The sequence below is a fragment of the Sinanaerobacter chloroacetimidivorans genome (genome assembly GCF_018128545.1).
GTDB classification, from domain to species: domain Bacteria; phylum Bacillota; class Clostridia; order Peptostreptococcales; family Anaerovoracaceae; genus Sinanaerobacter; species Sinanaerobacter chloroacetimidivorans.
Genome location: NZ_JAGSND010000017.1, coordinates 56,312 through 76,556 on the forward strand (window position 1 = coordinate 56,312; position 20,245 = coordinate 76,556).

Here is a 20,245-nt window from a genome sequence, read left to right on the forward strand (position 1 = left end):
ACCTTGGTTTCACTAAGGTATTTTTTCGGTTTAACCAATATGGAGGAGAAGAAATGAAAAAATCTAATATAACATGAATCGAGATATGAGAAACGGCTGTGTCCTTCTCTAGGAAAGGACACAGCCAAAATCTTTGTTGAAAACTTATTTTACATCATCTTTTGTAATCACGCTTACACCGGTATCCACATTTTTGCTTGAGATGGATTCGCCGTTAATGAGCTTGATCGCAGCTTCCATTCCTTGTTTCCCCATGACATCAGGATTCTGAGCCATAGTGCAGAGAAGGGCACCATCCGTGATCAAACCGAGAATGGTATCGGACTTGTCGAAGCCAACGCCTACCACTGCTTTTCCTGAGGCTTTGATTGCATTGCCGACACCGACTGTACCGCCTTCGTTTGTACCGAAGATACCGACGCAGCCCTGAGAAATAAAGTTGGAAGCAGCATCCTGTGATTTTGCGGCATCGCCTTCACAGAACTGAGTTGTGAGAATATTGAAATCGGTTCCTTCAAAAGCGGAACGGAAGCCTTCTTCACGCAACACACAGGAGGTGGTATCCGGCTTGACATTGATGATTCCGATATCACCGCTTGTGACACCCTTTGCATTGAGCTCTGCCAGCATTTGTTCTCCGGCGGTTTTGCCGGCTGCTTTATTATCAGTTGCAAAAGTGGCTTCGCCAGGGAAGTTTGCAGGAGAGTCAACATAGACAATTTTTACTCCTTTTGCAGCAGCTTCTTCCAAAGCGGAAGAAATTGCATCGGGACCGTTGGCTGCAAGCAAGATTACTTTTGCACCATCGGATACTGCATTGTTAACCTTGTCGATCTGCTGCGCATCATCCTTTTTGTCGGGAGCGCTCCATTTGTATTCAATGATGTCACTGTTCGCTGAAGCGACTTCTTCAGCACCCTTATTCACATTTTGCCAGTGTTGATCCATCTGGTCCATGGTAATCAGGTAAACTTTTGATTTCTCAGCAGTATCGGCTGAAGCGGCTTCATCACTTCCCCCTGAAGCGCATCCGGAAAGCAATCCGGTGATTAATAACAGGCTGACTAGTAATGATAAAATCTTATTCATTTTTGTTTTTCCTCCCTTTCAATTTTTATTTCATGATATCTGATGGATATCACTAAATAACCTTCTTGCCTTTTGCTCCTGTTCTTACGATAACGTCCAGAAGAACAGAGACGATTACAATTGCACCGATGATAATATTCCTCCAGGCTACGGCTACATTTGCAAATTGCAGACCGTTTTGCAGAACACCCCAGATAGACGCGCCGATTACGGTACCGATCATTAAGCCCTGACCTCCGAGGGTACTTACGCCGCCGATTACTGCTGCCGCGACAGCGTATAATTCATATGTATTTCCAGCGTCCATAGCTCCCATTCCCGCTTGAGCACACAGAATAAATCCAACGACGCAGGCGCAGAATGCACTGACAAGGTATGCCTTCACAGTTGTTACGGTAACGCTGACGCCAGACAAACGGGCAGCTTCAACGTTGGAACCGATTGCATAAATATGTCTGCCGGATCGCGTTCTGCCAATAAAGAAATTGAAAATGATCCATAGAACCAGAGCAATCCAGATGGTATTATAAACATTGAGAAACGAGCCATAGTAGAAGAAATCACGAAAACCTTGTACCGCTTCTTTCCCTAAAATTTTACCAATAGAATCGGTATTGTAATTGTTGTTTGCAAGCTGCGCTATGCCGCGGGCTATGGTCATCGTTCCGAGGGTAGCGATGAACGGGGGCAGTTTGCATTTTGCCACCAGCAATCCGTTGGCTGCACCAACAGCCAGGCAGGCAATCATGGTAATCAGCACTGCAAGCCAGGGATTAACGCCTCCCTTTGACATCAGCGTTGAAGCAATCATAGTGCTCATTCCAACGACTGAGCCGATTGAAAGATCGATGTTGCCGGTAATCAAAACATAGGCCTGGCTGATACCGATCAGCAAGATAGGTGCGATTTGCCGGAGAAGATTTAAAGTATTCTCACCAGAGAAAAAATTGGGATTCAAAATGCCGAAAATGATACATAATATCACGAGCCCGAAGGATACGGTCACAACCTGTGCCATTCCCCGTACCGAAAATATTTTTTTTAACGGAACATGATTTTCTATCTTAACCATGTATGTAACCCTCCTCTGCCAGTTCGCCCAATTTTTCAACTTTGTTTTCAAAACGGGTTGCAAGCTCTAAAATTTCGTTCTGCGTAGCTGCCTTTGACTCGATTTCACCGGTTATTCTGCCATCACACATGACGATAATTCTGTCGCTGATGCCCAGGATCTCCGGCATCTCCGAAGAGACGAACAAAACTCCGATGCCCTGCAGTTTCAGCTGATTCATTAGGTTGTAGATTTCAACCTTGGCTGCAACGTCGATTCCCCGGGTCGGCTCATCAAAGATAACCACTTTGGAATCTCTTGCAAGCCATTTGCTGACTACAACTTTCTGCTGGTTTCCCCCGGAGAGGCTGCCCGCATCTGCTTCTGCAGTTGCCAGTTTGATGCTGAAATTCTGGACTGCCTTCTTTACGATTCTGTTCTCGGCCTTTTTATTCACAACACCCAGCTTGCTGCAGATGATATCCAGATTCGGCAAAGCGATATTTTCGCGAATGCTCAGCTTGGTACATAGTCCGTCTTTCTTTCTGTCTTCAGGGGCGAGGACCAGGCCTTGCCGGATGGCATCAACAGGACCTCTTATCTTTAGTGCTTTCCCATTGAGAACAATTTCTCCGGACTGTTTCGGATCTGCTCCGAAAATGGCTCTTGTCGTTTCTGTCCGGCCGGCACCCATAAGTCCGGCTATACCAACGATCTCTCCGGCATAAACATCTATATTGATATCCCTTACCGCTCTGCCGGCATTCAAGTTTCTGATTTCAAGCAGTTTCTCTCCGCGTAGGCATTCAACCCGCGGAAATTTTTCCTTAATTTCACGGCCAACCATGTTCGATATGATTTCCGGCATGGTAATGTCCTGAAATTTTGAAGATAAAATAAATTTACCGTCGCGCATAATTGTTACGCTGTCAACAATGTGGGCAAGCTCCTCCAGTCGGTGGGAGATATAGGCGATTCCTTTTCCCTGTGCCTTGAGCTGCCTGATGATCCGGAAAAGCTCATCAATTTCCTTACTTGTCAGTGCACTGGTAGGTTCATCCATGACAAGTATTGATGCATTTGTGGAAAGGGCTTTTGCAATCTCGACCATCTGCTGTTTTGAAACGGGGAGGTCGCTTATGATGGTGGTTGGGCTGATATCGATCTTTAAATCATCCAGAATTCGTTTGGATTCTTTGTTCATATGAGCCTGTGAAAGTACTCCGAAGCGGGTCTCTTCTCGGCCCAGAAAAATATTTTCCGCGACGGTGAGATGTCCGCACATATTTAATTCCTGATGGATGATCGCAATACCCAATTCCTGCGCCTTTTTCGGAGTAAGCTGCTCCTGGACCTCCTGACCGAATATTTCAATACTGCCTTCATCTCTTGTATATACGCCGCTTAATATTTTCATCAAGGTAGACTTTCCCGCGCCGTTTTCACCAAGCAAAGCCATTACCTCGCCAGAATTCAAATAAAATGAGACGTCGTCAAGAGCTTTCACACCCGGAAAAGTTTTTGAAATGTGCTCCATTTTCACAATACATTCCGACATAATTTCACCACCTGTTTGTAAGAATGTTAATCAACAAATATCTGCATGGGCGCAGCTAAATGATAGTAGTCTGTATCGACCTCAAGATTTTCCGTGATCTTTACTTTAGAAACATCAGCCAAACTGACAATCCCGTGCCAGACATCCTTATCCAGGCAAACCGCCCTGTCTAATACGAAAACCTCATAATCGCTTTTTTGAGTTTCCAAAGACACTAAAAGCAGGCAGATTCCTTCTACAGGTTCAAAGGTCTCGAGGGAGCCAGGGTGCTTTTCCAAAAAAGTAAACTCTCTTTCTTCAACTCTGAGCATCGCAATGCGCCAGGGATCATCTTCATTTTGAATGATCACCTCGAAGGGAGGATTTCCTTCTTGCCCTGTAAAATCAATGATCCTTCCGTACTTTCCAAAATTATCTTTTGTTATATAGTTGATCTGTTTCATTTTTCCCACCATTACTTTTCCAATTTTTTTTTCACTATTTTTCTAACATTTTTTCAATATCGCACAGATGCGGCATGGCAGGAATTCCGCCTCTTATTGTAACACAATGTGCAGCTGCGGCATTGGCGAATCTTGCAATCTCACATGTTTTTGCAAAATAAATTTTCCCGATCTCTTCCTGTAACGCTCCGATGGAAAACAGAAATGCCCCCCAAAATGCATCGCCCGCTCCGGTTGTGTCGATTGCATCGACATGAAAACCCGGTATCGTTTCACACCCGTCTTTTGTTGCAACAAGAACACCGTTTTCTCCCAATGTTACAGCGACGATCTTGATTCCGTTATCAATCAGAGACTTTGCCGCAGTCTGAGGATCCGCATGTTCTGTAATAAGCTCTGTCTCCTCATCGGATAATTTAATCATGTCAACATAGGGAAGTACGGCTTGCATTTGCTCCTTGGCCTGCTCTTTGCTTTTCCAAAGGAGGGGCCTGTAATTCGGATCATAGGATATGATACAATTTGCTTTTTTCGCTTCTTCAAGGGCAAAATGAGTCGTTTCTCTCGCAGGGCTGTCGGTTAAGGATAAGGAACCGAAATGAAAGATTCTGCTGTTTTGGATAATGGATAAATCCACATCCTCACGAAAAATTTTTGTATCCGCTCCGGGCTTTCTCGCAAAGGAAAAGCTTCGTTCTCCGTTTTCCGAAAGACTGACAAATGCCAGAGTTGTAAAATAATTTTCGTCACTGATCAGTCCATCGGTATTAATGTTTGCATCCTGCAGGGTTTTTCTCAATAGCTCCCCCTGCATATCAGCACCGATTTTTCCGATAAAGGCCGTCTTTTGTCCGAGCTTAGACGCGCAGGCAAGCACATTTGCAGGTGCACCGCCCGGATTCTGCTCAAACAGATCCATGCCGGCAGGGGACTTTCCCGCCGGAGTGTAATCAATTAATAACTCTCCGAATGCCGTAATATCAAACATTTTTATTCAGCCTCCGGATATTCGTTGCATAGCAGAAATTCTGCCGGCTCGTCTTCTTCAATGTATGTAAACCTTTCCTGAGTTTCGTAGAAACGATTATCTGTATTGTCATCATTGACCATGGACACCTCCCAAGCCAGAACTTTTTCATCCTTAGCGGTAAATAAGTGATAGATTCCCGGAGTTATGGTGATACTTTCGCCCGGCTTCAGGAACACTTCTCCGCCGGCAGGAACCGTGTGCACCTTCCCGTCAATTCGAACAGTGACCTCTGTATCGGCAAGGCCTTCGCCCGTAGTGGAATTCCAAAGCTGAAGCAACAATGTGCCGCCGCCGCGGTTGATAATGTCCTCCATTTTATACCAATGGAAGTGATTTGGAGAAAGCTGCTCAACCTGAGAAATGAGCATTTTTTCCGCATAAGGCTTCGCATATTCGGGATTGTTCAGATTGCCATTTCTGATCGTGAAAAGAAGCAAGCCAACTTTATTGAAATCTCCACGGCCGTAATCTGTTACATCCCAGCCCAGCATATTTTTTCGGATTTCGTCATACTCGTGTCCCTTTGATGCCCATTCTGACGGTGACCAGTAAGCAAAGGGCGGAAGATACACATTTTTCTCTTCGAGCCATGCCATTGTATCTTTAATGAGTGCATTTATTTGTGAACGTTTCATTTTTTAAACCACTTCCTATTGAGTTATTTTCGTCTGAATTATATAATAAGTATAATTTAGTTGCATCCATTTTTAACCATAATACAAAATTATACACATAGGAGACTGGTTATGAATCCGATTAACTGGAAGGATCCGCCTTTCGATGATGGGCTGAGAATCATCAAAACAGAAGATCAGCTAAATATTCCCGGACTGCGTATGTTTGGCAAACATAGCGTTACAAAAGCAATTCCCGCACTATATCCCCATTATCATGAAAATGCTTTTGAAATTACATACTTATGCAAAGGAACAATGACCTTTATCACAGATAATCAGACGCATCATTTATCCGGCGGAGATATCTATATTTCCTTTCCGGACGAGGTACACAGCACCGGTGCGGTTCCGATTTCTTTGAATGAAATGTACTGGTTCCAGCTTGATATCGGTTCTGAGAATTTTTTATTTGTGGGGAACGAATGGAAAAAAAGATTAATCGACGATCTAAGAAAAGTTAACCCTAGGTTAATAAACACCAATACTGGCGAAATGCAAAGGCTTATGAAGGAATTTTTTCGCTTGACCTACAATCAGGATGAAGATGAACGATTCCATGCAGCATCTATATTGATTTATTTTTTAAATCAATTGATTGCTTATTCGCAAAAGCAGGAGAAATATATTTCAAAAGACATTCAAGCTGCAGTCGATTATATTTTAGAAAATATTTACGAAACCATATCATTAGATTCTTTGGCGAATATTTCGGGTTTATCCTTATCCAGATTCAAACAGAAATTTTGCCAGCAGCTTGGATTTACTCCAAGAGAATATATCAATTTTCACAAGGTTGAAACTTCAAAGGCATTGTTGGAAAATGGCAAAAATGTTACGGATACAGCGATTGAATTAGGGTTTTCGACGTCAAACTATTTTTCCTCCGTATTCAAACGCTTTACAACTTTATCTCCGACGGATTATTTAAAATTAAAAAATAAATTGTTATAGATTATTCCGGAAAAAAATCCCTGACGAACAAGAGCCGCAGGGAATTTTTATTGATGAAATGGTTCTTGCTGAATGGTTTTGGCAGCAGTCGCATATGCGGATAAAATGTGTAGTGCTAAATACAAAAATGTATTATAATAATACCAAATTGTATGAACGGGGAGCAGCTTATGAACAGTTCGGAAGAATTAACGGGAAGACTTCAGGAAGATAACCTTGCTTTGAAAGCACAGATTGCAGAAATGGAGGAGGAACTTGAGTTCCTGCGAGCGGAAAAAATGACAGCTTTGGTGCTTGGCGATGCCATCGCGGATGGGATCTGTATCGTGGATTCCAACGGTATTGTCATAAGCATCAATCGTTGTTACACGGAAATTACGGAAATTACGGAAGAAGAAATCGTCGGAAAATCTATTCGCGAGATGCTGGACAATCAATATTTTTCTGATGCTGTTTCTCTTGAGGTTTTGGAGAAAAAACAAAAAATTTCGGCAATGTCCACAATTTACAGGAACGATAGAAAAGTATTGCTGGTCGGTACTCCTTTTTTTGATGCGAACAATAACATCAGCAAAGTGATCACTGTCATGAGAAACATGACTGAACTGATACGCCTGAAGGAAGAACTGGAAACGGCGGAACTGAAAAAACGTCAGTATAAGGAAGAACTGAAATCCTTAAAGCGGGAAAGAAATGAAAACGGGTTCATCGGAAAAGATCCGAGCATCGCCAGGGTAAAAGAATTGATTCAATACGTAGCGCAAACCGATGCCACTGTTTTAATAACAGGAGAAACCGGCTCGGGAAAAGAAGTTGTTGCGCGGGAGATCTTCAAGCAAAGTAAAAGAAAGAACGGACCTTACGTAAAAGTGAATTGTTCTGCCATCCCTGAAAACCTTCTGGAATCAGAGCTTTTTGGATATGTAAAGGGAGCCTTTACCGGGGCAGACAGGAAGGATAAAAAGGGCCTTTTTGAAACAGCAAACAATGGAACGATCCTTCTGGATGAAATCAGTGAAATGCCCTTGAAACTTCAGACGAAAATCCTGCGTGTACTGCAGGAGAGGGAACTGACAAGAGTCGGCGGAACGGAAAGTATCAAAATAAATACCCGAGTAATTGCTTCAACCAATAAAAATCTGGAGGATATGGTCAAGCAGAATTTGTTTCGAGCGGATCTGTACTACAGGCTGAATGTTTTTCCAATCAAACTTCCCTCTTTGCGGGACAGACGTGATGACATTCCGGATATTGCAGCAGCATTCTTAATGAAATTTAACAGGATCTATGATAAGAGCAAAAGCTTCTCCAATGAGGCAATCACTGCTCTCTTGGGCTATGAATGGCCAGGGAATGTACGTGAATTGGAAAATATTGTGGAGCGTTTGGTCATTATTTCCTCCAATCGAATCTTAACGAAGGAAGATGTGGAACGTATCATCTATATGGGCGAAAAGAAACCATCAGTAATCAATTCGATTAATATTGGACAATTAAGCCTAAAGCAGGCGGTTCAGGAATACGAAAAGGAGATCCTGGAAAGGGTTTTAAAGGAATGCGGAAATTCCTACGCAGCTGCGGAAGTGCTCAAAACAACGCAGCCGACGATAGTGAGAAAAGCGCAGGCTTTGGGTATTCCGTTAAGAAAAAAGTAAAATAACGAGTTTATGAAAATAGAAAAGCAGTAAAGGCAAGAAGTTGTTGTCAGTGAACGTTGAAACAAAATAGCGGCAATACATTTATGTATTTTATAATACGAAAATGTATTGTTGCGAAAATTCAAGCTTTAACAGTAATTATTCTATACAAAATCTTAAAACTTAATACAAAAATGTATTGTTGATAGATAAATTTTTAACTAAATCTCATCAGAAAAACATTGAGTATGATGTTTTTCGTTAATAAATAAAAATTATAAAAACCCTCGAACCACTTCGGAAAAGTGGACCCGGGGGTTTTTTACATGGGAGAAAGACGAAGCTGTGAGACCGAGTTGGCATGACTGTTGCGATTATAATAAGGCACTGCTGAACAAATCAGAAATTTACAGAACGGTTTGTTCAAGCCGGATATCATCCGGCGAAGGCAGCCAAAACATGGAAAATGGCTGCTTTCCAGCCTATATTTACCGAAATCTAAAACCAAAGTAGCAAATTACTTGGAGGTGAAAAAATGAAAAAAGTGGAGTTAAAAGATGTGGCACCATACAATGCGCCATTGCATTTCGACATGAAAGCCATGAGGCTTCAGGGGAAAGATGAAACCGGAGTCACCAAATTCTGGATGGGTATGTCGTACTTCCTGCCTGGCGGAGGTGCAGAATGGGCCTACGAAGATAATTCTCCGACAGAGAAGGTTTATTTTGTACTGGATGGAGAAATCACCGTTAAATCCAAAACAGAGGAATTTATTTTGAAAAAGGGTGATTCCATTTTTATCGAACCAAACGAAGGCAGATCCATGATCAACAACACAAACCAGGTGGCCGCAGTGTTGGTTGTAATCAGCTATAACTAAACGAAAAATTGAAAGGAGATTGTAACCCATGACAGATAAGCAATTTGTAAACAATCTGTTTGATGTCAAAGGAAAAGTAGCGCTTCTCACCGGTGCTACCGGAGCTTTAGGAAAAGCAGTGGCTACCGGATACGGACTGGCAGGAATGAAGGTTTTTGTTACCGGCAGAAGCGAAGATAAATGCAAAGCACTTTGTGACGAACTCTCTGCCCAGGGAATCGAGTGCGGTTATTCGACAGGGGATCCCGCTGTAGAAGCCGACGTGATCAAAATCGTCAACGATGCAGTGGATAAATTCGGAGAAATCAACGTTTTACTCACCGCAGCAGGGTACAACAATCCGCAGCCAATCGTAGAACAGGACCTGACAGAGTGGAAAAAAATAATGGACTCTGACGTTCAGGGAACATGGCTGTTCTGCAAATATGCGGGAGAGCAAATGATCAAGCAAGGAAAAGGCGGCAAGGTCATCATAGTATCCTCAGCCCGATCCAAAATGGGAATGGCCGGATATACCGGATACTGCACCGCTAAAGCAGGGATCGACCTCATGGCCCAGTCTCTTGCCTGTGAATGGACTGCAAAATACAAAATTAATGTGAATACCATCAATCCTACCGTGTTCCGTTCTGATTTGACAGAGTGGATGTTCGATCCGGAGAGTGCCGTTTATAAGAACTTTTTAAGACGGCTTCCCGTTGGACGTCTTGGTGAACCGGAAGATTTTGTGGGTCCATGCATTTTCCTTGCCTCCAGCGCCAGTGATTTCATGACAGGAGCCAACGTTGCCGTGGACGGCGGATACTGGGCTAACTAACCGGAGGAAGATATGAGTATAAAAAATGTGACCATACTCGGCTCCGGCCTGATGGGAAATGGACTTGCACTGGTATTTGCGAAGGATGAAGAGGCACGCGTGATCGTAAGATCCAGAAACATGAAAAACGACCCTTTGGGCGGAATCAGAGCCAATCTGGATATGTTGATCGAAAGAGACGCAATGACAGAAGAAGAAGCAGGAGGAATCCTCTCGCGTATTAGCTTTACAACTGATCTGGAAGGAGCTTTGAAAGAGGCCGACCTTGTTGTGGAATGCGTGCTTGAGGATATGGAGCTAAAGCAGAATTTGTTCAGAGACATTGAGCCCCTGTGTAAGGCTTCCTGTATCCTGGCTACCAATACCTCGGTTATGAGCATTACAGAAATCGCATCCAAGGTAAAGGACAAGAGCAGATTTGTAGGAACGCATTTCTGGAACCCTCCCTACCTGATTCCGTTGGTAGAAGTGGTAAAAGGGGAGGAAACCAGTGACGAAACGATGGATCTCGTTTATGACTATCTGAAAAAAATCGGTAAGAAGCCTGTAAAGTGTATGAAAGATGTTCCGGGTTTTATCGCTAACAGATTACAGCATGCCATCTGGAGAGAAGCGCTGTCAATCGTTGAGAAGGGTATCGCAGATGCGTCAACTGTGGATGAAGCACTGAGATACGGCCCCGGTCTAAGGTGGCCAATCTTAGGTATCTTGGAAAACGCTGATATGATCGGCTTGGATTTATCATTGAACATTCAGAGATACATCGTAAAATACCTGGAAGATTCCCATGAGCCTTCCAAGCTGCTTCGGGAATTAGTAGAAAAAGGTGATCTTGGTTTTAAAACAGGGAAAGGATATCAAACTTGGACACCGGAACAAACAGCAGCATCCAATAAACGACTGAGAGAATATTTGATCGATGTAACAAAAGATCTGAAATAAAAAAATTTTTAAATTCATTGAGAAAAAGGAGAAAAGAAAAATGGGAAAGAAAGTTATGATTGATTTAACACATCCGTTCAGTGCAGATATTCCACGCTGGCCTTATTTTGCAAAGCCGGTAATCGACTCGATGCACACCCTGGCAAAGGGCGGCGTTCTTACTCAGAGAATCGATTGCGTTCAGCACACCGGAACACACTGTGACGCGCCCCGCCACGTTATGGAAAAAGAATTTGACGGCAGAAGAGCCCGTTATACTCATGAAATGCCGGTTGATGCCTATACAGGCGAAGCAATTTGTCTTGAAATCAACGTGGAACGTTGGGGTCTGATTACCAGCGAACATCTTGAGGATGCCTGCAAACGCGCTAACATCAAACCGGAAGAACTGGAAGGAATGATCGTTTGCCTGAATACCGGAATGCACCGTAAATTTGATGATTCAAAAGAATACTATCATTACTCCTGCGGGACCGGTGTTGACGCAGGTAAATGGTTTGTAAAAAACAAAGTGAAATGTGTCGCCATGGATATGCAGGCTCTTGATCACCCGCTTCATACAGCAATGGGTAACAACGGTGCTACTCGTATGAACCTGGCCGGTGCTTCCGGAAGACCGATCACAGAAGAATATAAAGAACAGTTCGGTGAAGAGGCCTATGCCGAATTTGATAAAGATGAATACATCAGAATCCATGGAAAAGATGCATACATGGAAAAATTCGGTGATTTAGAAGCAATCGGAGAATGGGGAACATGGGAACCTTGCCATAAACAAATGCTGGGTCATGGCATCGTTGGTGTTGAAAACCTTGGCGGGGACCTGGATAAAGTTTCCGGAAAACGTTTCAGATTTTTCTGTTTCCCAATCAGATGGTACCTTGGTGACGGTTCCATGGTTCGCTGCGTTGCGGAAATCGACGAAGATGATATGAATGATGTGCCTGACAGAACCTATACATATGGTTCTATCTAGTACTCTGTTCCTCCGCTTTGGGATCGGAAAAAATATCTCATAAAAGAACAGCAAGAGGGGCGAAAGCAGCGTAAGCATTCGCCCCCAATAAAGAAAACGAAGAGGTGCATGAAAATGGATAAAGCTTTAAAAAATAAGAGAATTATTACTGTTGCAACAACCGGTGCATGGCCGACAAAGGACAACACACCAAATGTTCCGATTGAACCGGAAGAAATCGCGGAAGAAGTTTACAAATGCTGGAAAGCAGGAGCTGCTGTCTGCCATATCCATTGCCGTAATGATGAAGGACGTGCCGCGATGGAATTTCCTAAATTCAAGAAGACAGTTGAATTAATTCGTGCACATGAGGACTGTGACATTATCATCAACTTGACGACATCGGGCGGAGTTGGATTAAAAGAAGAGGACCGTATCAAACCGTTCTATGAGCTAAAACCCGACATGGCTTCCTATGATTGCGGCTCCATGAACTGGCTTCATACATCAGTGTTTGAGAATCACCCATCCTTCCTTGAGAAAATTGGTACATTGATGCAGGAAGTCAATGTAAAACCTGAAATTGAAGCCTTTGACCCAGGTATGATTTACAATGCGGCATATTATTTGAAAAAAGGAATCTTAAAAGCGCCTGCTCATTTTCAGTTCTGTATGGGTTGTGCCGGTGGAATTGCAGCTACAACAAAGAATCTTGTATTCATGAAAGATATTATGGATGAAGTAGCGCCCGGTTCAACATGGAGCGCATTCGGTGTCGGACAGGGTGCGATGGAAATCATGTATGCAGCAGTAGCTATGGGCGGTCACATTCGTGTTGGGATGGAAGATAATGTGCTTTATAAAAAAGGTGTTCTTGCAGAAAGCAATGTGCAGTTTGTAGAACGTGCAAAGAGGGTTATCGAAGAGTTCACCTGCGAAGTTGCAACTCCTGCAGAAGCTCGTGAGATCCTTGGCCTTCCGGCGAAAAAATAATTTTCAGTTGATAACAAGGAGATTGGCTTATGAGCTGGGGCGCATTATATATGTATTATCGTTGCCCGGAATGCAATAAATTGTTCAAGTATGGAATTGACCTTATTGCTGAATACGGTGATGAATATGGAAATTGTCCTGATTGTAACGTGATGGGAGAATATATTACAGAAGGTGCACGTATTCCAGACGATTTGAAGTATGAAGAAGTGGACTAGACCTCCCATCAGAAAGGCATATCACTATGAAATCAAAAATGATGACAGCACAGGAAGCGGTTTCCAGGATTTCAGATGGAGCCACTGTTATGGTAGGCGGCTTCATGGCCTGCGGAACCCCGGAGATCCTGATTGATGCCCTCGTGGAAAGAAATGTTAAAAATTTGACAATAATTTGCAATGATGCAGGCGTACCGGGAAGAGGGGTTGGAAAGCTCTTGTCAAATGGGCAGATCAAGACACTGATTGCTTCCCATGTTGGGCTCAATCCTGAGGTAGCTCAAAGAATGAACACCGATGCAGAGGAAGACAAGCTGGAATGCATCCTCGTTCCCCAGGGAACGCTGGCAGAGCGTATCAGAGCAGGAGGAGCCGGCCTAGGCGGGTTCCTGACACCAACGGGAGTAGGAACCATCGTTGCTGAAGGCAAGCAGGTTATCAACGTTGACGGCAGAGACTATCTTCTGGAAAAGCCATTGAAAGCTGACTTTGCTCTGATCAGAGGCTCAGTAACCGATCAATTCGGAAACACCCTATATAACGGAACTACCAGAACCTTCAATCCAATGATGGCAACCGCAGCTGATTATGTAATCGTCGGGACCTGCGAGATCGTAGAAATTGGTGAAATCGATCCGAACAGCGTGGTGACATCCGGAATCTTCGTGGATGCAATCGTAGGAGGTGAACAACCATGGCAAATCTAAAGGAAATCATCGCAGCAAGAGTTGCCAAGGAATTAAAGGACGGAGACGTGGTGAACCTTGGTATCGGTCTTCCTACCATGGTGGCGAATTTCCTGCCGGAAGGAGTCCACATTGTACTGCAGTCCGAGAATGGTATCATGGGAATGGGTGCCGCAGCAGAAAAAGGCAGTGAAAATGTTGATGTTGTCAATGCCGGGGCACAATACGTAACCGTAAACCCAGGAGCCATGTTCTTTGACAGTGCCACCTCCTTCGGGATTATTCGAGGAGGTCATGTGGATGCCACGATCCTCGGTGCACTGGAGGTAGACCAGCACGGAAATCTCGCCAACTGGATCGTACCGGGTAAGATGGTGCCGGGCATGGGGGGAGCGATGGACCTGGTGGTTGGTGCCAAAAAGGTGATCGTGGCAATGCAGCATACGCAGAAGGGCGTGCATAAGATTCTGAAAGAGTGCAGATTGCCATACACTGCTGTCAACGTGGTGGACATGATCATTACCGAAATGGGTGTCATGGAAATCACAAAAGACGGCATCGTCTTAAAGGAAGTGAATTCGGGATACACCATTGAAGATGTGCAAAATGCAACGGAAGCGGAATTAATCGTCAGCCCTGAACTGAAGGAGGCCGGTGAAGCTGTATAAGCTTTATGCAACCTTGAAATTACGCTTGACCGTCACTATGGAGATGCAGTATGCTTTCATTTGATATGCAGATAAAAGCTTAGGCATTGACGGTAATTTTATTCTAAAGCTTACCAGTAAAACCAAACATTGAAAGAATAAAAAATTTTAATTAATTTCCAAATTAGAAACTCCGATAATTCCAGAACTGCTCTGGACTTGTCAAACAGGTATTATGAATAAGTTGTAATGAAAAATAGTATAATGGAGGATTATTCAATGGCGAATAATAAAAAGAACAGCATAATCAGTGGCTTCAGCCGCAGCGGATGGGGAGTTATTTTATATTGTGCAGCAATGTTTTGGTTTTACGTTGGAATGGTTAATGACGGTTCAAATATCACGGCACCTGCCTTTGCAGACAAAACGGGAATTGATTATTCCTTAGTGCTGAGTATGGGTACTGTTGCCGGTTTGGTAGGTTTTGTGTTCTTTCTCATTTTCGGGCAAATTAACATCAAAATCGGGCCTAAAAAGACGTCTGGTATCTGCTTGTTCTTGGCCGGAGCTTTTTATATCGGTTTAGGCCTGTCCACTTCCCTGGTGGCGTATGCAGTGTGCCTTTGCGTGATAACCGGATCTGTTATGTCAGGTGGATATATTGCCGGTGGTACCCTTGTTGCAAAATGGTTCCCTAAAAAGAAAGGTATCGTAATGGGCTATACAACCATGGGTCATAATCTGGCATCTGCATTTTATGTTCCGATGATTGCATTTCTGGTGAATACGTTGGGACTCCAAAAAGGTGTTATGGTTCCGTCCGTTTTGGTAATTATCCTTGGAGTGATCGGATTGTTGGCAATTAAAAACACGCCACAGGAAAAAGATGAATATCCGGACAATGTTTCCAAAGAAATTTACACAAAAGAATATTATGTCGGTCATGAAGAAGATACCACCGGCGGCTGGACTACAGGAAAACTTCTCACAAAACGCGAGTTCTGGCTTGCAGCAGTAACAACCGGTATCTATCAGCTTGTTACGGTTGGTGTTATGACACAGTTGGTAGTTCGAAACATGCAGCTGGGATTTACTCAAGTACAAGCGATTTCCATCATGACGGTATTGGCCGCAATCGGTGTTTTCGGATCCTGGCTCTTTGGTGTAATTGACCAGAAATGGGGAACAAAAAAAGCCATGACTGTATTCGGCTTTTGGTATATTTGTGCCTTGTTAAGCAATGTAACAGAAACTACATGGGGCATTTATCTTTCTGTATTCATGATTGGAATGGCCATCGGCGGATCGGCAAACTTTACTACTTCACTTCCTGCAGCGATCTTTGGACGACATGGATTTGAAAAGGTAAACAGCGTTATCTTCCCTGTACAAGGAATTATTACCTCATTAAATTTCATGTTAAGCGGCATATCCATCGCTGTAACAGGAAGCCTGAGAGGTGCCTATGTGGTCTTCGTTTGTATTTTAGCAGTAAACTTACTGCTGATCAAACTTGTAGATGAACATAAATACAATAAGGATTTCATGGTTGAGCATCATGAATTAGAGAATTAAAACGTGCATATGGAAACAACCGGGCTGCCTCAACTGAGGCAGCTCTCTTTCTGCCGTACTACCCAATACTGTTTCCGTTGGTCTTTATCACATCCCGGTACCAGTATCCGGAATCCTTGATGATGCGCCGCTGTGCCTCGTAATCGATATAAACGAGACCGAAACGCTCGTCGTAGCCGGAGTGCCATTCAAAATTGTCCGTCAGGCTCCAGTGAAAGTAACCCTTTACAGGAATGCCTTCTTCAACAGCGTGTTTGAGCTGTCTTAAATACCGTTCAAGAAAATCGATACGGTCAGGGTCATGCACCGCCCCGTCCCAAAAGATACGGTCATTACAGCTCTGACCATTCTCCGTAATGATCAGAGGAAGCTTGTAGCGTTCATAAAGAAAACGCGGGCCGTAATACATGCATTCCGGTGTGACAGGCCATTTGAGTGCCGTACGCGGGAAACCCGGCGCTTTTTTTACTTTGCGCCCGCAGGTGTCCACCGGGATGCCGTTGTAAATATTAAGGCCCACAAAGTCCATGGGCTCTCGAATGATTCGGAGATCTGCGTCTGAAAGGGTATCGTTCAGCAGCCGAAAGGGAGCGACCCAATCGGGATAGCGTCCGAAAACTGCTGCATCCAAAAGCCACGTATGAGAAAAAGTCCAGTTCTCATCCGGGGCAAAGGTCGCATCATATGCAGCGTAGTAAGCGGCATGGTGTGCACCCTTTGCTGTAGTATTGCTTGCAGCTTGCTGTTCTTTGGCCCCATCAGATGCCGGATAACAGATTTTCCCCGTTGAGGCGAAGCCGATTTCCAGGGGGGAAGAGCACGCAGCCCGCATGGCAGCCACTGCGCCTCCATGTGCAAGCAGTACGTAATGGATGCATTGGACGATCTCCTGCTCGGAAAGCCTTTTGCCAGGGGCGTGCATCCCCGTGCCATAGCCCAGTCCAAGGAAGCATTGGGGCTCATTCAGAGTGATGTAGTGCTTTACCCGCCCGTCAAAATGCCGTGCAATCAAACCGGCGTATTGGATAAAAGCTTCAACTGTATTTCTGTTTTGCCAGCCGCCCTCCCGCTCCAAAGCCAGCGGTAGATCCCAGTGGTACAGCGTGACAAAGGGTGTAATTCCGGCAGAGAGGAGTCCGTCCACCATGCGGTCATAATAGGAAAGGCCCTTTTCGTTCAGGCTCCCGCAGCCTTCAGGAAGAACTCGGGGCCAGCTGATGGAAAAACGGTATGCATGCAGCCCAAGTTCGTTCATAATCGCAAGATCTGTTTCGAATCGATGGTAGGTGTCCGATCCAATGTCGCCGGTTTCCCCGTTTTTAATATGGCCTGGTGCATGGCAGAAGGCGTCCCAGACGCTCGGCCCTTTTCCATCTTCGTTCCAGGCCCCCTCCACCTGAAAGGCGGCACTGCCTGCGCCCCAAAGAAAATTGGATTCAAACGACATCACTACCTCCATAAATTAGGGGCTGCTGAACAAAACGCTGATTGATAAGGCGGCTGTTCAGCAGCCAATATATTGAGAAAGGCTGATTTAAAACTCGACTTCTACATGAAGTTCGCTCTTTCCATTTGGAGGGACGGTTAAACTGTCTATCAAGACGCCGTCCACCCAAATCCGGGGATAATTCTGCCCTGTTCTGCGCGCATGGATGATGTAGCAAGTTCCGCGGAAGAAGCGTTTTGCTGTAAACCCATCCATTTCGTCCGGTAGGCAGGGACAGATCTCAAGTCCGTCATACTGTGCCCGTATGCCCAGAATATGCTGGCTGATGTTTACATAAGCCCAGGAAGCGGTGCCTGTGAGCCAGCTATTTTTAGCTTCCCCGCTGCGCTGAGTCTCCCTGCCGGCGATCATTTGGCTGTACACATAAGGTTCGGTACGGTGAATATCGCTTTTATATTCCGTATAGGCGGGGCTGATCAGACGGTATGCATCAAAAGCTGCGTTGCCGTCTCCAAGCACTGTATGAGCAATACTGATCCATGGATTATTGTGACAGAAAATACCGCCATTCTCTTTATAGCCGGGCGGATAGCTCGTAATCTCTCCCAATTCCTTATGGTATGAGGTATAGCACGGATTGAGCAGCTGGATGCCATGTTCGCTTTCCAGGCGCGCCTTGACACTTTTCAGCGCTGCTGCGGCATAGCCATCTGTTACGCCGATACCGGCCATAACGCAGAAACCCTGGGGCTCAATATAGATCTGCCCTTCCTTGCATACCTTGCTGCCAACAGGTCGGGAAAAGGCGTCGTAGGCGCGGAGGAACCACTCGCCGTCCCATCCGTGCTGAAGCACGGCCTGTTCCATTTCAGAAACCGCTGAAAGTACCTCGCAGGCTTCCTCTGCATCTCCAAAGCGTTTGCACAGCTCAGCGTATTCCCTGCCGTAGAGTACAAACATAGCAGCGATCAAGATGCTCTCCGCCTTGCCGCTTTCAAAGTTGGTACAGGTTTGGAAGCTTTCGCCGGGATCGGTAGAGAAACAATTCAGGTTCAGACAGTCGTTCCAATCTGCCCGCCCGATCAGCGGCAGGCCGTGAGGCCCCAAATGCTCTATTGTGTACCGTATGCTGCGTCGAAGATGCTCTAAAAGCGGACGCTCGCTGCCCGGTATATTGTTAAACGGAACCGACTCCTCTAATATGGAGCTGTCTCCGGTTTCTCGCAGGTAGGCTGCCGTACAGGCTACAAGCCAAAGAGGGTCGTCGTTAAAACCGCTGCCGATATCCGCATTACCGCGTTTGGTGAGAGGCTGGTACTGGTGGTAGGTGCTGCCATCTTCAAATTGAATGGAGGAAATGTCCAGTATGCGCTGACGAGCATCCTCGGGAATCAGATGTACAAATCCCAGAAGATCCTGGCAGCTGTCCCGAAAGCCCATCCCGCGTCCTGTACCGCTTTCAAAATAGCTTGCACTGCGGCTCATTAAAAAGGTTACCATGCATTGATAGGGATGCCAGATGTTGACCATGCGATTTAGCTCTGCTTTGTCGCTTTGGACGGAAAACCGGCTCAGCAGCGTATCCCAGTGAGCCCTTAGCCTGTTTCGTGCAGCCAAAACGTCTTCGTCGGAAGCAAACCTGGAGATCAGATCCCGGGCTTTCGTCTTATCAATGGAGTTTGGGCCTTCCCATTTGCATTCCGGATCGTTTTCAACATATCCAAGCATAAAAAGAAGAGTTCTGGTTTCTCCCGGCTGAAGCGTAAGCTCCATCGAATGGGAAGCGATGGGGGACCAGCCGCAGGCCAGACTGTTGCGGCTCTTCTTTTCCCGTACCGCAAGGGGCAGACTCCAGTCTCCCATGGGTCCCAGAAATGCATCCCGGTCAGTATCGAAACCCGAGATGTTTGCATTTACATGATAAAAGGCGTAATGATTGCGCCGTTCACGATATTCGGTTTTATGATAAAGGGTGCTGCCATCCTGTTCCACTTCACCGATGGACAGGTTGCGCTGGAAATTCTGCGCGTCGTCCACTGCGTTCCAGAGGCACCATTCTACAGCACTGAATACCGCAATCTGTTTTTCCTGGTCTGTTTTATTGATAAGTTCCATATGATGAAGCTCGCAGTTCGAACCGATGGGGACAAAGAAAGTCAAGCTGCAGCCAATCCCGTTTTTTTCACTCTCGATCACCGAATAGCCGAGTCCGTGCCGGCAGCGGTAGCTGTCGAGCTCTGTTTTGGCAGGAAGGTAGCCAGGGCTCCAGACACAAGACCCATCCCCTATGTAATAGAAACGGCTGCCCATATCGGCAGGGACACCGTTATAACGGTATCGGGTAAGCCGCCTTAGCTTGGCATCCTTATAAAAAGAATAGCCTCCGCCGGTGTTGGAAAGAATGCTGAAAAAATTTTCACTGCCCAAATAATTGATCCACGGCAAGGGGGTATGCGGGGTGGTGATGACATATTCGCGGTTTTCGTCGTCAAACATTCCATACTGCATTTTACTTTACTCCTTTATATCGCACGCACAATGGCGTTTTTTTGCGTGTTGTACCGGATTGTGTGCTGAAATAGCCCAGAAAACCGGATACTATGCAACGTAATCGTTTAAGTTTATTGTAATATTACAGGAGTTATGAAA

At 45.0% G+C, this 20,245-nt stretch carries 19 protein-coding genes; 11 read left to right on the top strand and 8 right to left on the bottom strand.

Annotated features, from left to right (window positions below):
• Positions 1–144: 144 nt before the first annotated feature.
• From KCX82_RS18475 to KCX82_RS18500, 6 genes are read right to left on the bottom strand one after another with little or no spacing between them, the layout of a single operon-like run.
• Positions 145–1,089, bottom strand: a complete 945-nt coding sequence (locus tag KCX82_RS18475) for a substrate-binding domain-containing protein (RefSeq protein WP_227019970.1) — start codon at positions 1,087–1,089, stop codon at positions 145–147.
• A gap of 52 nt (positions 1,090–1,141) precedes the next feature.
• Positions 1,142–2,161, bottom strand: a complete 1,020-nt coding sequence (locus KCX82_RS18480; RefSeq protein WP_227019971.1) for an ABC transporter permease — start codon at positions 2,159–2,161, stop codon at positions 1,142–1,144.
• Entirely contained in the window at positions 2,154–3,698 is a 1,545-nt protein-coding gene (locus KCX82_RS18485) for a sugar ABC transporter ATP-binding protein (protein ID WP_227019972.1), read from the bottom strand. Before KCX82_RS18485 ends, KCX82_RS18480 begins: the two co-directional genes overlap by 8 nt.
• A gap of 26 nt (positions 3,699–3,724) precedes the next feature.
• On the bottom strand, positions 3,725–4,141 hold the full coding sequence (locus KCX82_RS18490; RefSeq protein WP_227019973.1) for a hypothetical protein: 417 nt from the start codon (positions 4,139–4,141) through the stop codon (positions 3,725–3,727).
• Positions 4,142–4,175: 34 nt separating this feature from the next.
• Entirely contained in the window at positions 4,176–5,129 is a 954-nt protein-coding gene (locus tag KCX82_RS18495; protein ID WP_227019974.1) for a carbohydrate kinase family protein, read from the bottom strand.
• Positions 5,130–5,131: 2 nt separating this feature from the next.
• A complete protein-coding gene (locus KCX82_RS18500) occupies positions 5,132–5,806 on the bottom strand; it encodes a D-lyxose/D-mannose family sugar isomerase (RefSeq protein WP_227019975.1) in 675 nt (224 codons plus the stop codon).
• Between the two features lie 111 nt (positions 5,807–5,917).
• Here KCX82_RS18500 and KCX82_RS18505 point away from each other — a divergent pair, with 111 nt between their 5' ends.
• The 11 genes from KCX82_RS18505 to KCX82_RS18555 all read left to right on the top strand — a co-directional run bounded on the left by KCX82_RS18505 (position 5,918) and on the right by KCX82_RS18555 (position 16,149).
• The gene (locus tag KCX82_RS18505; protein WP_227019976.1) at positions 5,918–6,799 is read left to right on the top strand and encodes a helix-turn-helix domain-containing protein; all 882 of its coding nucleotides are present in this window, start codon (positions 5,918–5,920) and stop codon (positions 6,797–6,799) included.
• A gap of 170 nt (positions 6,800–6,969) precedes the next feature.
• The gene (locus tag KCX82_RS18510) at positions 6,970–8,454 is read left to right on the top strand and encodes a sigma-54 interaction domain-containing protein (protein ID WP_227019977.1); all 1,485 of its coding nucleotides are present in this window, start codon (positions 6,970–6,972) and stop codon (positions 8,452–8,454) included.
• Positions 8,455–8,971: 517 nt separating this feature from the next.
• A complete protein-coding gene (locus KCX82_RS18515) occupies positions 8,972–9,316 on the top strand; it encodes a cupin domain-containing protein (protein WP_227019978.1) in 345 nt (114 codons plus the stop codon).
• 28 nt (positions 9,317–9,344) lie between these two features.
• Positions 9,345–10,133, top strand: a complete 789-nt coding sequence (locus KCX82_RS18520) for an SDR family NAD(P)-dependent oxidoreductase (protein ID WP_227019979.1) — start codon at positions 9,345–9,347, stop codon at positions 10,131–10,133.
• A gap of 12 nt (positions 10,134–10,145) precedes the next feature.
• Positions 10,146–11,075, top strand: a complete 930-nt coding sequence (locus KCX82_RS18525) for a 3-hydroxyacyl-CoA dehydrogenase family protein (protein WP_227019980.1) — start codon at positions 10,146–10,148, stop codon at positions 11,073–11,075.
• Between the two features lie 40 nt (positions 11,076–11,115).
• A complete protein-coding gene (locus tag KCX82_RS18530) occupies positions 11,116–12,051 on the top strand; it encodes a cyclase family protein (RefSeq protein WP_227019981.1) in 936 nt (311 codons plus the stop codon).
• Positions 12,052–12,165: 114 nt separating this feature from the next.
• Positions 12,166–13,023: a beta-keto acid cleavage family enzyme gene (locus tag KCX82_RS18535; protein WP_227019982.1), complete on the top strand. Its 858-nt coding sequence runs from the start codon at positions 12,166–12,168 to the stop codon at positions 13,021–13,023.
• A 29-nt stretch (positions 13,024–13,052) separates the two neighbouring features.
• Positions 13,053–13,241, top strand: a complete 189-nt coding sequence (locus KCX82_RS18540; protein WP_227019983.1) for an excinuclease ATPase subunit — start codon at positions 13,053–13,055, stop codon at positions 13,239–13,241.
• Positions 13,242–13,267: 26 nt separating this feature from the next.
• The gene (locus KCX82_RS18545) at positions 13,268–13,948 is read left to right on the top strand and encodes a CoA transferase subunit A (protein ID WP_227019984.1); all 681 of its coding nucleotides are present in this window, start codon (positions 13,268–13,270) and stop codon (positions 13,946–13,948) included.
• Complete coding sequence (locus KCX82_RS18550) at positions 13,936–14,595, top strand: 3-oxoacid CoA-transferase subunit B (RefSeq protein ID WP_227019985.1); 660 nt, start codon at positions 13,936–13,938, stop codon at positions 14,593–14,595. Before KCX82_RS18545 ends, KCX82_RS18550 begins: the two co-directional genes overlap by 13 nt.
• Before the next feature lie 258 nt (positions 14,596–14,853).
• Entirely contained in the window at positions 14,854–16,149 is a 1,296-nt protein-coding gene (locus KCX82_RS18555; RefSeq protein ID WP_227019986.1) for an MFS transporter, read from the top strand.
• 58 nt (positions 16,150–16,207) lie between these two features.
• Here KCX82_RS18555 and KCX82_RS18560 read toward each other — a convergent pair whose 3' ends face one another.
• The gene (locus tag KCX82_RS18560) at positions 16,208–17,596 is read right to left on the bottom strand and encodes a glycoside hydrolase family 1 protein (protein ID WP_227019987.1); all 1,389 of its coding nucleotides are present in this window, start codon (positions 17,594–17,596) and stop codon (positions 16,208–16,210) included.
• A gap of 87 nt (positions 17,597–17,683) precedes the next feature.
• Positions 17,684–20,104 (bottom strand): glycoside hydrolase family 94 protein, encoded by a 2,421-nt coding sequence (locus KCX82_RS18565; protein ID WP_227019988.1) that lies wholly within the window; start codon positions 20,102–20,104, stop codon positions 17,684–17,686.
• Positions 20,105–20,245: the final 141 nt, after the last annotated feature.

Coding starts and splice junctions, on each gene's coding strand:
- KCX82_RS18475 (WP_227019970.1), bottom strand. CDS start 1,089: ATGAATAAGATTTTATCATTACTAGTCAGCCTGTTATTAATCACCGGA.
- KCX82_RS18480 (WP_227019971.1), bottom strand. CDS start 2,161: ATGGTTAAGATAGAAAATCATGTTCCGTTAAAAAAAATATTTTCGGTA.
- KCX82_RS18485 (WP_227019972.1), bottom strand. CDS start 3,698: ATGTCGGAATGTATTGTGAAAATGGAGCACATTTCAAAAACTTTTCCG.
- KCX82_RS18490 (WP_227019973.1), bottom strand. CDS start 4,141: ATGAAACAGATCAACTATATAACAAAAGATAATTTTGGAAAGTACGGA.
- KCX82_RS18495 (WP_227019974.1), bottom strand. CDS start 5,129: ATGTTTGATATTACGGCATTCGGAGAGTTATTAATTGATTACACTCCG.
- KCX82_RS18500 (WP_227019975.1), bottom strand. CDS start 5,806: ATGAAACGTTCACAAATAAATGCACTCATTAAAGATACAATGGCATGG.
- KCX82_RS18505 (WP_227019976.1), top strand. CDS start 5,918: ATGAATCCGATTAACTGGAAGGATCCGCCTTTCGATGATGGGCTGAGA.
- KCX82_RS18510 (WP_227019977.1), top strand. CDS start 6,970: ATGAACAGTTCGGAAGAATTAACGGGAAGACTTCAGGAAGATAACCTT.
- KCX82_RS18515 (WP_227019978.1), top strand. CDS start 8,972: ATGAAAAAAGTGGAGTTAAAAGATGTGGCACCATACAATGCGCCATTG.
- KCX82_RS18520 (WP_227019979.1), top strand. CDS start 9,345: ATGACAGATAAGCAATTTGTAAACAATCTGTTTGATGTCAAAGGAAAA.
- KCX82_RS18525 (WP_227019980.1), top strand. CDS start 10,146: ATGAGTATAAAAAATGTGACCATACTCGGCTCCGGCCTGATGGGAAAT.
- KCX82_RS18530 (WP_227019981.1), top strand. CDS start 11,116: ATGGGAAAGAAAGTTATGATTGATTTAACACATCCGTTCAGTGCAGAT.
- KCX82_RS18535 (WP_227019982.1), top strand. CDS start 12,166: ATGGATAAAGCTTTAAAAAATAAGAGAATTATTACTGTTGCAACAACC.
- KCX82_RS18540 (WP_227019983.1), top strand. CDS start 13,053: ATGAGCTGGGGCGCATTATATATGTATTATCGTTGCCCGGAATGCAAT.
- KCX82_RS18545 (WP_227019984.1), top strand. CDS start 13,268: ATGAAATCAAAAATGATGACAGCACAGGAAGCGGTTTCCAGGATTTCA.
- KCX82_RS18550 (WP_227019985.1), top strand. CDS start 13,936: ATGGCAAATCTAAAGGAAATCATCGCAGCAAGAGTTGCCAAGGAATTA.
- KCX82_RS18555 (WP_227019986.1), top strand. CDS start 14,854: ATGGCGAATAATAAAAAGAACAGCATAATCAGTGGCTTCAGCCGCAGC.
- KCX82_RS18560 (WP_227019987.1), bottom strand. CDS start 17,596: ATGTCGTTTGAATCCAATTTTCTTTGGGGCGCAGGCAGTGCCGCCTTT.
- KCX82_RS18565 (WP_227019988.1), bottom strand. CDS start 20,104: ATGCAGTATGGAATGTTTGACGACGAAAACCGCGAATATGTCATCACC.